The following is a 12,606-nucleotide window of genomic DNA, read 5'->3' on the forward strand; positions in this document are numbered from 1 at the left end:
GAGCCAAGGGTTCTCGTGTTCTGATTCGAATCATCATCCCTCGAATTCGTTCCCAAACCGAAGACGCGTTAGTTCGCTTCATTGAGCATGAGGATAGCATCACACACCATTCGATTCTCACATGGTTCACTCGCTGATCGGCCAGTAAACAGATAGATGGTGGTCAAGTAGAGCGTAGACCGATATTACTTGTTCTACGGAACACTATTTGGGCGATAAATCGTCATCAGCTTGGACGTGCTGGTAGCAGCAAGCTCAGAGAATGTATGGGTTCTAATCAAACGATCGAGAAACGGAAGGTATTGACTATCCGTTGAATAGCTCGGCGGAACAACGAACTGTTCTCCAGCGTACTCAAACAGTTACACACATTCTCGACGAATCGGCGCGTGTTCTCGGGACGAACGATCGGATCGGGATCGATCCGATCGTAGGTGTTCTTCCTCTTTCGGGGGACATCGCTGCAGCACTCCTCTCACTCTATATCGTGCTCAAAGCAGCCCGATATAGGGTTCCTCTTCGAACGCTGGCTCTGATGGAGTTCAATATCGCTGTTGATATTGTCTCTGGTTCGATTCCAGTGTTGGAACGGCGTTTGACGCCGTCTGGAAAGCCAATATTCGAAACGTTGAGCTTCTCGAAACACAGATCAATAATGATAATTGATATTTTGTGTGCTAACATTTGGGACAGCTGATTGTCGTTGGTTTTCCTACAGTAGCCCACTCTCAAGTTGCTGAGTGCTATGCTGACATTCGCTGGTAACATAGCAAACCGACCACAAGCTATCAGTAGCGTTTACTTTGATTAGCCACCTGACCGTCCCAGATCACTGTATTCTCACCGCTGTATTAGCACCAGCAACCTTCATTTATTTTATCAGGTATATGATAATCCCCCAACTGCCGCCGATTTCGCAGTTCAACGCTACGGCACAATCGAGACGGTGGTTTCGACGATAATCAGCGCGGTCATTACCTCACTACACTCGTCGAGCCTCTGAATCCTGGGAACCCGTCTACTTCTCAGTAGTCTCGTTGCGCACTCACGGATTGTGCTGAGACGGCGTCCGAGATCAGGCACTGGGCCAGCGCTCAATATATATGGTCTTATCGGTGTAAAAGTGTACCATATCTTCACCTTGAGCGTGTAGATCGCCGAAGAACGAATCGTTACGCCCGCCGAAGTGGAAGAAAGCCATTGGAGCAGCCGTCCCGGCATTTACACCGAGGTTACCGACATCGGCTTGGTGACGGACCTTGCGCGCATCGGCACCACTTTCCGTGAATAGGCTAGCCGCATTGCCAAAATCACTGCGATTTAGTACCTCAATCGCTTCATCGACATTATCGACCGGTAGTAGGCCGAGAACTGGTCCGAATATTTCTTCTTGAGCAATAGTCATTTCAGGATCAATGTCGCCAAACACGGTTGGAGCGAGGAAGTTGCCGTTCTCGTAGCCTGTAACTTCAACGTCACGTCCATCAAGCAACATCTCGGCCCCCTCGTCAATTCCAGTAGCAATCATATCGCGAACTCGCGATTCATGTTCGGATGTGATGAGCGCGCCGATGTCCGTTTTGCTGTCGAGACCGTATCCAACTGTCTGAGCCTTTGCTTCTTCGATAACACGGTTGGCGAACTCGTCGTAAATAGCTTCTTCGACGACAATTACATCATTGGCAAGGCAACGTTCACCGCCACAGGCACAGGCCGATGATACCGTTTTCTTCACCGCGAAGTCGAGATCTGCAGACTCTGTAACGATGATGTGGTTTTTTGCTCCACCCTGTGCTTGAACACGCTTCCCGTTGGCCGCTGCTCGCTCGTAGACGGTTTTAGCGACCGGTGTAGAGCCAACGAACGATACCCCTTGGATTTCATCGTGATCGATGAGCGCATTTACAGTATCAACGCTACCGTTGACGAGCTGGACGATACCATCTGGAAAACCAGCCTCATCGATCACTTCGAAGAGACGCTGTGCGACGATTGGGTCCTGCTCGCTCGGCTTTAAGATGAACGCGTTCCCGGTCGCAACTGCGTATGGCAGGAACCATAGTGGAATCATCCCGGGGAAATTAAATGGTGTGACCGCAGTAAACACGCCCAGTGGCTTGCGGACTGCCGTTTCATCAATTTCCGGGGCGGCATTTGGGAGATGCCCCGCCTGCATCATCGAAGGGATGCCACAAGCAACTTCAACGTTCTCGATACCGCGCCGAAGTTCGCCTTTTGCCTCTGCGAATGTTTTCCCATGTTCCCGAACGAGAATCTCTGCGAGGTCGTTCTGGTGGTCCTCAAGTAGTTGCTTGAGTTTGAACAGTGGTTGAATACGTCTTTCGACAGAGGTCTCCTTCCACTCGTTGAACGCCTCCTGACCAGCTTTGACTGCAGTGTTTATGTCGTCATCGCTGCTAAATCCCACGTACGAGATAGCCTCGCCAGTTGCCGGGTTAACAACATCTTGACCGCTACCTGATGGCGTGGACCAGTCACCATTAATGTAATTTTGCACGTCGTCCCATGGTGGAGATGTATCGAGTAACATCGAACATCAGAAACTGTTCTCCCCGTGCAATAAGTCTTCCTCACACTTTCCTACTAAAAGATGGAATACAGGGATAGAATAATAATACTACCGTGGAAAGCAGAACGATGTTCTATGAAATCGGATTTGAGCCAAAGATTAATCAACAGTAGGTCAATAGATGACACATACGGATGCCAGAACGAGAGTCTCAGATAGAATCCAATCCGAATGAGATCGAGCGAACTGACAAGGAGTACGTGTTTGGGACGTGGTCGTACCAAAAGGAAGTCAGTCCTACCCAAATCGTCGACGCTGATGGCAGTCGATTCACTACCGCAGATGGTAACGAATACATCGATTGTTCGAGTCAGCTGATGTGCTCGAACCTTGGCCACTCCGCAGAGCGGGTCGTCGACGCAATTGAAGAACAGGTACAGAAAACAGCATACGTCGCACCGAACTACACAACGGAATCTCGGGCAAAGTTGGGAAAAAAGCTCGCAGAAGTGACACCTGGTGATCTTTCGAAGACGTTCTTCTCGACCAGTGGAACCGAAGCCGTAGAAGCAGCGATCAAAATCGCACGCTTCTACACAGGCAAACAGAAGATCATCTCTCGGTACCGATCGTATCACGGCGCGACCTATGGGTCGATCAGTGTTACTGGTGATCCTCGCCGCCTTGCGTCAGAACCGGGCATTCCTGGAACGATCAAGGCGCCCGATCCGTACGCGTACGGATCAACACTTGATCCGATGGAGAGCGTCGAGTACATCGATGAGATGTTAGAACTCGAAGGAGACACAGTTGCAGCAATCCTCGTTGAACCGATTGTCGGTTCGAATGGGATCTTGGTACCACCGAATGAGTACCTCCCTCGGCTTACAGAGATCGCCCACGACCACGGTGCGTTGCTGATCTGTGATGAAGTAATGACCGGGTTCGGACGGACCGGCGAGTGGTTCGGATGTGACGTTTTCGATGTCGAGCCCGATATCATGACGATGGCTAAAGGATTGACCGGTGCGTACCAGCCGCTCGGTGCAACAATCGTCAATTCCGAACTTGCCGAACACTTCGAAGAGAACATGTTCTGTCACGGACACACCTATGCAGGACATCCCACCGCCGTCGCAGCAAGCCTCGCAGCGATCGAGACCTATCAAGAGGAGAACCTCATTGAACGTGCGAGTGAGGTCGGTGAGTACCTCGGTGATCGGATCGACGAACTCGCAGAAAAGCACCCCAGCGTCGGCGACACACGCGGAGTCGGATTATTCCGAGGAATAGAACTCACAAAACATCCAGAAATGCGTGTGCCATTCGGAGAACGCGATGACAAGATCAGTGCCGGAACCACCATCGTCGATGAGGTGTCTGCGACAGCTTCCGATAATGGAGTATATGTCGCAAACATGATCAATACATTGATCATCGCACCACCACTCACGATCACCGAGAATGAGATCGATACTGCGATGGAGGCAATCGATGTCGCGCTCGACGTTTCTGACGATGCCATGAGTACTGATTAGGAAACAGAAATTTGCACTGTATCGATTAAGCATCTCATAGTTGATAGAACGTTTCTCAAACCGAGGGTTCTTGATTTCTACTGATTTAGAAAGCAGTATGAATGGTACGCGCCGTATTGCCTCGAGCCTTGACGAGATGGATCTCGCTATTCTTGAGCGAGTAGAGGATGATTTCGATGTCAGTCTCGAAACCCTAGCCGAAGAACTCGATCTCTCGAAGTCTGCAGTCCATTACCGTCTGAACAAACTCAAAGACAACGGTGTGATTCGGAGTGTCACTGCAGATGTAGATCCACTCGCATTCGGCTTAGAGATGGTTGCAATCACGGACGTTTCCGTCACTCACGAGACTGGGTACTCTGAAGACATCGGCGAGGAACTGATCGCGCGACAGGGTGTCGAGCAGGTCTATTATACAATGGGTGACGTCGATTTCGTCGTCATCAGCCGTGTTCAGACACGAGATCAGTTGAATGATCTCATCGATCGAATCGTCGCAATCGATGGCGTTAACGAAACATCATCGAAGTTCGTAATGCAGGAGTTTGAGAACAATCGCACGATAGCAGCGAATATCACGGACGCAGCGCGTGAATCCATCCTCGGTATGTCGACCGATTAGACACTATGTGTCTGCTCTGTAAGCTATCACAGTCTTAGTAAAACAGATAGTATGACATATGCGATATGGCATGTGGACAATATTCAGATAATAATTAAAATGATGGACTAAATTCTAGCCAAACGGTTATCAGACGGTACAAAATACAATTACGTATGTCTGTCTCAAACGAGATGGTTCGAGACACGTATGACCTCTACATAGGAGGGACATGGATGTCAACAGTGGATAGCAAGCGTTTCATTACCAGTAATCCTGCGACCGAAGAGCCACTCGCGAAAGTAGCAGCGGCACAAGCCACTGACATTAATCACGCAGTGGAGACAGCCCGCGAGGCATACCCCGGATGGCGTGATACACCACCGAATGAGCGTGGACGTATCGTGTATCGAGTTGGACAGCGCATTCGAGAGTATCAGGACGAACTGGCAACCTTGGAGAGCTTAGATCAGGGAAAGCCCCGCTCTCAAGCAAAGAGTGACATAGAAGGTGCAGCTCGATATTTCGAATACTACGCAGGCGCAGCCGACAAGCTTGAAGGGACAAGTGTGCCAATCGGACCGAATCAGGTCGATTTCACCGTGCGGGAACCCTATGGTGTCAGTGCACAGATCACGCCATGGAACTTTCCCGCCAACCTCTTCGCCCGCGGAGTGGCACCAGCGCTCGTTGCCGGTAATACGACGGTCATCAAGCCTGCCGAACAGACTCCTCTCTCGACCCTTCGACTCGCAGAAATCTGCTCAGAAGCGGGCATTCCGGATGGCGTCGTCAACGTCGTCACGGGATTCGGAGAACCCGCAGGCTCAGCACTCACCACACATCCTGACGTGGACACCATCACGTTCACAGGAAGCGTCCCAACCGGCCAAACGATTATGAAGCAGGCCGCAGAAAACATTACTCCCATAACGCTGGAGCTTGGTGGCAAGAATCCTGCGATAGTGTTTCCCGATGCGGACCTTGACGAGACCGCAATCTGGATCACCAGAGCGATTTTTACGAACGCTGGGCAAGTGTGTTCGGCAGCCGACCGAGTTGTGATTCACGAGGATATCCACGACAAGTTTGTCAGTCGACTTATCGACTGCGCTGAACAGTATGAGATCGGACCAGGGAAACAGGATCTCGATATGGGGCCGCTTGCCTCCAAAGACCATCTCGGGAAAGTGATGCGATATATCGATCTTGGTCGCAGAGAGGGTGCAACACTTGCTACCGGAGGGAAAGCCCTCGATCAAGATGGACACTTCGTCGAGCCAACGGTATTTACGGGGGTCAAAAACGATATGCGCATCGCTCAAGAGGAAATTTTTGGCCCTGTACTCACCGTCATTCCGTTCAGTACCGAGGCGGAGGCACTCGAAATAGCAAACGATGTGGAGTACGGACTGGTCGGTGGTATCTTCACGGCTTCTGTCAAACGAGCCCATCGGCTTGCTCAGCGTCTCGAAGCCGGTAATGTGTACATCAACAAGTGGTTCGGGGATACGTATCAGACCCCATTTGGTGGCTACAAGAAGAGTGGTATTGGTCGTGAAAAGGGTCTAGACGCCCTCGAATCATATCTACAGACGAAAAACATTGCAGTGAATCTCTCAGATAGTGGCGAGGGGGACCTCCCCGGAGCCTGATGCCTTAGTGCGTAGATTTTAACAGCTACGCATTGGGAATTCACCGACAATAGTTGAACGGATATAGTCGTGGATCGGAAGAGATTGAATAGATTTATCCAAACAACACATTGAGTGGTCACTGTACTATTATTCGCTTATACATTCGAATTCTGTCCGATACTTTGATGGATGGATATGACTGTTATGGATCATGGTGTTAGACGACAAAGCAGCGGTCATCACTGGCGCGGGATCTGGAATGGGCCGGGCAACAGCTCGTCTGTTCGCAGAGCGTGGCGCTCGGGTCGTCGTTGTTGATCTTGATAGCGAAGCAGCTGACGAGACAGTTTCGAATATAGATGACATAGCTAGTGACAGCACAGCTATCGGGATGACGGCTGACGTCTCGGATCCCACAGCTGTAGCGACATGTATCGAGCGGACCGTTGATGAGTTTGGGAGTATCGATATTCTCCATAACAACGCTGGAATTCCTCAAGAATCGACACCAGTCGAAGACGTGAGCGAACAAACGTGGGATCGTATTCAGGATGTCAACTTAAAGAGTGCGTTCCTTGGTGCTAAGAACGCTGTCCCATATATGCGTGAACAGGGGGGAGGCGTTATTCTCAATACAGCGTCTACGGCAGGTATTCGACCTCGAACGGGCCTTTCAGCATACGCAGCCTCCAAAGGCGGAATGATAACTCTCACAAAGCAGCTGGCACATGAACTTGCCGAAGATGGGATCCGAGTCAATGCAATCTGTCCAGTCGCGACTGACACCGAGATGCTTCCAGAATTTGCGGGCGCCAACCTGAGTGTCAGTGAGATGGCCGAAACTATCCCGCTGGGTCGACTGGCCGAACCGGCGGATATCGCCAGCGCAGCCGCCTTTCTTGCTAGCGAGGAGGCGTCGATGGTGACTGGGTCTGTGCTTGAGGTAGACGGGGGACGGGATATTTGAGATGGTTACCAAACAAGACATTTACAACGCGGTCGAGGACTGTGAAGATGACATCGTCGAATTCGTACGGGAGTTCCTCGCTATCGAAACCGAGAACCCACCTGGGCGAAACTACCGGGACGGCGCAGTATTTCTCGCCAACGAATTGTCCGACCGCGGATACGATGTTGAGACGGTCTCCGTTCCAGACGAAGTCGTCGCGAAGCACTATCCCACGCGGACCGATCACGAGCGCGTAAACGTGCTAGGACGGAAGGTGGGCGAGCGATCGGGACCAGACATCCACTTCACGGGCCACTTTGACGTTGTTCCCGCGGGCGAAGATTGGAGCCACGATCCTTACGACCCAATTGTTAAGGACGGCAACATCTACGGACGAGGTGCCAGTGACATGAAATCTGGCATCGCAGCTAGTCTGTTTGCGATCGATGCGCTCGCAGCTGCCGGCATCGATCTCCACGGGTCGGTTACCCAGAGTATGACTGTCGACGAGGAAACGGGTGGATTCACTGGACTTGGATACCTTGTAGACGAGGGATACATCTCCCCAGAGAATACTGATTACTGCGTCTATACGGAGTGCTTCGATTCCTCCCGAATCTGTCTCGGTCATCGGGGCGTCCTGAAATTCCATATCACTGCCCACGGTTCGAAGTCTCACGGCTGCATGGCCCACGATGGCGAAAATGCCGTCATGGCGATGAACGACTTCCTCAGACGAGTCGATTCGTATGAGGACGAGCTCCACGTTCGAACGACTGATCTTCCAGTTACGCCTCCAGAATCGCGCCACGCGGATATCTCTGTGACGATGATGGACGCTGGTTACTCCGAAAACATCGTTCCTGATCGGTGTCAAGCGACGTTTTACCGCGTGCTCGTCCCTGGTGAAACTGTCGAGAAGGCCCGTGAGGAGATACGCGATTTAATGAACACCGCCGAATCCGCAACAGGCCGGACGTTTGAGTACGACGAAATCATGTTCGCCGAACCGGCAAGTGTCCCAGAAAACTGCACGGTCAGTCAGACGTATACTGAGAACATCCTCAAGTTCTACGATGAGACAGATCACGTGGTCTCGCCTGGCTCTGATGATCAGCGGTTCGTCGTCAACAACGCGGGTATCGAAGAGTGCATAGTCTACGGTCCTGGGCTGCTCGAACAAGCCCATGTCGTTGACGAATTCATCCCCGTCGATGAGATCGTGACCGCAGCGAAGGTAATGGCTGCATCAACAGCCGATCTGATGGGTGTCACTAGCTGAATTGTAGGCCCGGCTCACTCTGTCGCTTCAGTCGCAAGCGCTAGCGCCGCATTCGCGAGAACGTTTGACGCCTCGTAGCAGTCGTCGCTGCTGGTGAATTCCGACGGTGAATGGCTCTTTCCACCCTCACTAACTGCGAATACCATGCCAGTATCACATACTGATGTGAGGTGAGTCGCATCGTGCCCTGCCCCGCTGACCAATTCAAGGGATCGAGTGTCGAGGGTTTCGGCAGCCTGACGAACGGCGTCAACGGGACGGTCTGGGAAGGAAACAGCCGGCGCGCGCATGCGCTCTTCGGTTTCGTAGTCGACCCCCTCCCTCTGGGCCGCGTGTTCAGCTTCAGTGAGTACCTGTTGGTACGCCTGTTCGACGATTCTATCATCGGGGTCGCGAAAACCCCACGTCACCGTTACTTCTCCAGGGATAACATTGATAGAGTTCGGTTCGGCATGGACGTAGCCAACGGTCCCGACCGTTTGGTCACCGAGTGTTCCAGGAATGCGGCGAATTGCAGTAATCAGATCGGCAGCAGCCACGAAGGCATCGCTGCGGCGGTGCATCGGCGTTGGTCCGGAGTGATCAGCCTCGCCATAGAACGTGACTCTACCCCATGTGAATCCGACGATGCCAGTGACAACTCCAACGTCCGCACTAGCCTCGGCGAGCTTCGGCCCCTGTTCGACGTGGAGTTCGAGATAGGCATCGTACTCGGTGTTCGGTGCTGCCGGTGCAGTTCCGTGATAACCAATGCTATCGAGCGCTTCGCAGAGCATACTGCCATCGTCGTCTGTCTTCGCGCGTTCGGCCGTGATGTCATGCACTCCGGCCCAAACACCGCTACCCTGCATTGCTGGCTGGAAGCGTGATCCCTCCTCATTTGTCCAGTTCACAACTTCAACTGGATGGGTCGTCTCGATATCTTCGTCGTTCAGTGTGCGGACAAACTCTAAAGCTGCGACTACGCCGAGTGCTCCATCGTAGATACCACCGTTTGGCTGGGAGTCTAGATGCGAGCCGAGCAGCACTGGTGGGGCATCGGGGTCGCTTCCCTCGCGTCGGCCGAAGATATTACCAAACTCGTCGATGCGGACCGAGAGGTCAGCTGCCCGGAGTTGATCGACAAACCAATCTCGGATTTCGCGATCGGCTTCGGTAAGCGCGAGTCGATGCAAGCCACCGTCTTCGGTGGCACCGTATGTCGCCTGCTCCTCCATCGTCGCGACGAGGCGGTCACGGTCGAGGTAGAGTGTCATGTTATGTCACACCTCCTACTCGATACGTACTGTAGGTGTTCTCGCAGGGAGGCCCGCACGTGACGCGCAGTGTTTGATCTGTGAGGTCAATGATTATGCTGGCATTGGTTTGGGTACGCTCCTGTGGGTGTGCATCCTCGTTGACGTGTCGACAAATACTGGACGGGCGACCGAAGTGATCGCTGAGTCCCGATTCAATGCTCTCTGCATCGAGATCGCCGGAGTGCTGATCAAGTGTCCGTTGGAGTCGACGTGCCCGGTATAGTGTATCCGGTAGTTGGCGCTCCATGCGACTCTCGAAACCATCGGTGATGAAGTGGTTCGCGTGGGTGAGGACACCGTTGCGTGGATAAACATATCCGGTTCGATCGGGTGACGCCTCGACATCTATCACCTCACCGTCAGCATGACCGATGACGAAATTCGACGAACAGGCATGTGGTGATGCGACAACTGGTTCGAGTGCATTGTCGAATCGCTCTGCCTCAAGCACCTCCCAACAGCGGACATGGAACGGCTTTCTGAAGGGATCGTCACCATCATTAGGCGAGACGAGACCGTTCACGACTAACCCAACTCCATGTTCGTTGACGCCCATCTTTCCACCGACGATACCGGCTTCTGTCACCGCGAGATGGTCTGGTCCCTGCTCTCGACAATGTTCTGTGACAATAAGTGTATCTGCGATGGGTTCAGCCCAGTCCCAGTTCTGACCAACATACGTGTGGGTATCAGCTGTCGCCTCCGGCAGGAGTCCGAAGCTAGTACAGCCGTCTACGCCGGTATTCTCGTCCGCGTAGGCGGCATAAAGTACTTCGTAGCGAACGTTCAGGAGTGTTATCTCCACTTCTGAAACACCACTTCCCACAGCAATGCCACGTAGTTCCTGAGCGTAGTCGGGATTCCATTCGTCGATGCGCGGAAGAAACCTAGCAGCCTGCTCACGCACCGTCTGTTCGTCTACGCCGTGGTGGGCAAATCGATCGAGATACACTGAGACGTTCTGGCGAATCTCGTTGGCGAACGTTTCTCCGTGGATTACGCCACACTCGTGCGCTGTTCCCGAAAGTGAAACGTGTGGAAGTTCGTCCATCTGATTAAATCAAGTCGTTATGCGATCAGTCATTGACTGTTGCTCCGCCTTTCGGTTCGGTACCTGGGAGGATGATATGGCTAATGAGAAGTACGAGTGTTGCCGTACCAACCCCGATGAAAGTCGACGGGATGCCAAACAGACCGCCAGTCAATTCGGTTCCGACGCCGAGTATCGCGCCAGCGGTGACAGATATGAGGATTGCCCGTCCGCTCAATCCGACCCAGTAGAGTCCAAAGTAGACTGGAATGAGGAACGCACTAGTCAGTAAAACTGCCCGAAAGTTGTAGAGTTCGATGATAGTTCCTGGTGGATTGACTGCTGCCGCAGTCGCCGCGAGACCGAAGACGATGGTTGCAGCTCGTGATACACGAAGCTGAGAGTCATCACTGGCATCTGGACGGAAATAGCTATAGATATCTCGCGCAGTGGTGATGCCAGTCGAGTGTAGACGTGTGTCCGTTGTTGAAAGAATAGCACTCATAACTGCGAGAATAATAACAATTCCAACGCTAGAAGGGACGTATTCAGTGATGAGCGTGGGGAACGCTGCATCTTGCGTTTGGACAGCGAGTCCGTTTGAGTCGAGCGCAACTGTCGTAGCGCCGCCGAGGAGGACAAGCGCTGAATAGAATACAGACAGAATCACACCGCCTGCAGCAAGATGGAGCTTCGCTGTCTTGACGTCCCTCGTTGCAGCGATGCGAACGATATTGTTCTGTTCTGTGAAAATTGTTCCAAAGAAGGCGACGATCGTTGCGACGATACCAATAGCAGTGTACGCACCCTCGCTTGTGGGATGTACGTATGAGGAGTCGAGCATGGCGAACTGCTGGTTGATGGTGGTAAACCCCCCGAGATCGAATACCATGTATCCAAGCGAAAGTAACACCGCACCGACCATGAGTGTCCCTTGTAGAAAATCGGTCCATGCAACGCTAACGAGCCCACCGAGTACAGTGTAGGCAATGAAAACAATACCGATGACCCACACCATGTACTCGTAGGGAACACCAGTGATTGTAGTGACCAAAAGGCTCGCACCGACTAGTTGCATAATCAGGTAGAGCCACCCATTACCGAGCAATACCACACCCGCGATAGGACGGGCAATCTCATAGCCTGTCACACTGGCGATTATATCAGGAAAAGTCAACAAATCAAGATTACGTACCCGGTCAACTGCGAAGTAGAGCGCACTCGTCCCGAGCATCAACCCAAAGATGGTGTGGGTCATCAGCGAGTAACCCCCGCCATAGACCGCACCAATGAATCCAATAACACTAACTGCACTTACGAAATTTGCGACAAATGACCATGTGGCTAGCCACGGTCCCATGTCCTTGCCGAACGCCCAGAAGTCCATGACGTCTGAAGTCTTGGTGTATCCCCAAACGCCGATGGCAAGCACAATGAGAAGATATACGATGAATGTCCCGAGGTAGAATGAATTAACTTCTGCCATCGGTACGACCTCCATCTGTCGTGCGGTCTCTTCTGGAGCCGTTTCCTTCCATGGTATGATCCTTTTTGACTTCGTTTATTGGTTTCCCAAGTATTATGTGGACAATTGCATAATGTAACGCTCCTAGACTCCCTGCGAGAAGAGTCGCAAGGAATACTAAGAACATTGATTCTGGCATGCCAAATACTGTCATGAGTGATTCTAACTATCGCATCGTCGTAATGCCTTATAAATGTAATGGTGTTGTCGAAACCA

10 protein-coding genes are annotated in these 12,606 nt (G+C 52.2%); 6 read left to right on the forward strand and 4 right to left on the reverse strand.

Translation table 11 applies throughout. From position 1 onward, the window contains the following. Window positions 1-313: 313 nt before the first annotated feature. Complete coding sequence (locus tag MW898_RS24350; protein ID WP_248910892.1) at window positions 314-697, forward strand: DUF4112 domain-containing protein; 384 nt, start codon at window positions 314-316, stop codon at window positions 695-697. A gap of 378 nt (window positions 698-1,075) precedes the next feature. On the opposite strand, the gene MW898_RS24355 is transcribed toward MW898_RS24350, so the two are convergent. Then, window positions 1,076-2,551 carry a CoA-acylating methylmalonate-semialdehyde dehydrogenase gene (locus MW898_RS24355; RefSeq protein WP_248910893.1) on the reverse strand — a complete coding sequence of 492 codons (1,476 nt, stop codon included), beginning with the start codon at window positions 2,549-2,551 and terminating at the stop codon, window positions 1,076-1,078. A gap of 173 nt (window positions 2,552-2,724) precedes the next feature. Between MW898_RS24355 and MW898_RS24360 the strand changes: the two genes are divergently transcribed. From MW898_RS24360 to MW898_RS24380, 5 genes are all read left to right on the forward strand, one after another. Further along, entirely contained in the window at window positions 2,725-4,068 is a 1,344-nt protein-coding gene (locus MW898_RS24360; RefSeq protein ID WP_248910894.1) for an aminotransferase family protein, read from the forward strand. Window positions 4,069-4,165: 97 nt separating this feature from the next. Continuing rightward, window positions 4,166-4,690: an Lrp/AsnC family transcriptional regulator gene (locus tag MW898_RS24365; protein WP_248910895.1), complete on the forward strand. Its 525-nt coding sequence runs from the start codon at window positions 4,166-4,168 to the stop codon at window positions 4,688-4,690. 155 nt (window positions 4,691-4,845) lie between these two features. Continuing rightward, the gene (locus MW898_RS24370; RefSeq protein WP_248910896.1) at window positions 4,846-6,324 is read left to right on the forward strand and encodes an aldehyde dehydrogenase family protein; all 1,479 of its coding nucleotides are present in this window, start codon (window positions 4,846-4,848) and stop codon (window positions 6,322-6,324) included. 193 nt (window positions 6,325-6,517) lie between these two features. Then, window positions 6,518-7,273: an SDR family oxidoreductase gene (locus tag MW898_RS24375; RefSeq protein WP_248910897.1), complete on the forward strand. Its 756-nt coding sequence runs from the start codon at window positions 6,518-6,520 to the stop codon at window positions 7,271-7,273. 1 nt (window position 7,274) lies between these two features. After that, window positions 7,275-8,537 (forward strand): ArgE/DapE family deacylase, encoded by a 1,263-nt coding sequence (locus MW898_RS24380; RefSeq protein ID WP_248910898.1) that lies wholly within the window; start codon window positions 7,275-7,277, stop codon window positions 8,535-8,537. Between the two features lie 14 nt (window positions 8,538-8,551). Here the strand turns inward: MW898_RS24380 and MW898_RS24385 are convergent, their stop codons facing one another. The 3 genes from MW898_RS24385 to MW898_RS24395 are packed head-to-tail and all read right to left on the reverse strand — an operon-like array spanning window position 8,552 to window position 12,351. After that, window positions 8,552-9,793, reverse strand: coding sequence for a Zn-dependent hydrolase (locus MW898_RS24385; RefSeq protein WP_248910899.1), 1,242 nt, complete (start codon window positions 9,791-9,793; stop codon window positions 8,552-8,554). A gap of 1 nt (window position 9,794) precedes the next feature. After that, entirely contained in the window at window positions 9,795-10,886 is a 1,092-nt protein-coding gene (locus MW898_RS24390) for a C45 family autoproteolytic acyltransferase/hydrolase (protein ID WP_248910900.1), read from the reverse strand. A gap of 25 nt (window positions 10,887-10,911) precedes the next feature. After that, the gene (locus tag MW898_RS24395) at window positions 10,912-12,351 is read right to left on the reverse strand and encodes a sodium:solute symporter family protein (protein WP_248910901.1); all 1,440 of its coding nucleotides are present in this window, start codon (window positions 12,349-12,351) and stop codon (window positions 10,912-10,914) included. Window positions 12,352-12,606 lie beyond the last annotated feature (255 nt).

The organism is Halocatena marina, assembly GCF_023276375.1.
Taxonomy (GTDB): Archaea; Halobacteriota; Halobacteria; order Halobacteriales; family Haloarculaceae; genus Halocatena; species Halocatena marina.

Bases quoted from the DNA above. Each gene is read 5' to 3' on its own strand.
- MW898_RS24390 (WP_248910900.1), bottom strand. From the start codon at position 10,886: ATGGACGAACTTCCACACGTTTCACTTTCGGGAACAGCGCACGAGTGT.
- MW898_RS24380 (WP_248910898.1), top strand. From the start codon at position 7,275: ATGGTTACCAAACAAGACATTTACAACGCGGTCGAGGACTGTGAAGAT.
- MW898_RS24360 (WP_248910894.1), top strand. From the start codon at position 2,725: ATGCCAGAACGAGAGTCTCAGATAGAATCCAATCCGAATGAGATCGAG.
- MW898_RS24395 (WP_248910901.1), bottom strand. From the start codon at position 12,351: ATGGCAGAAGTTAATTCATTCTACCTCGGGACATTCATCGTATATCTT.
- MW898_RS24365 (WP_248910895.1), top strand. From the start codon at position 4,166: ATGAATGGTACGCGCCGTATTGCCTCGAGCCTTGACGAGATGGATCTC.
- MW898_RS24385 (WP_248910899.1), bottom strand. From the start codon at position 9,793: ATGACACTCTACCTCGACCGTGACCGCCTCGTCGCGACGATGGAGGAG.
- MW898_RS24370 (WP_248910896.1), top strand. From the start codon at position 4,846: ATGTCTGTCTCAAACGAGATGGTTCGAGACACGTATGACCTCTACATA.
- MW898_RS24355 (WP_248910893.1), bottom strand. From the start codon at position 2,551: ATGTTACTCGATACATCTCCACCATGGGACGACGTGCAAAATTACATT.
- MW898_RS24375 (WP_248910897.1), top strand. From the start codon at position 6,518: ATGGTGTTAGACGACAAAGCAGCGGTCATCACTGGCGCGGGATCTGGA.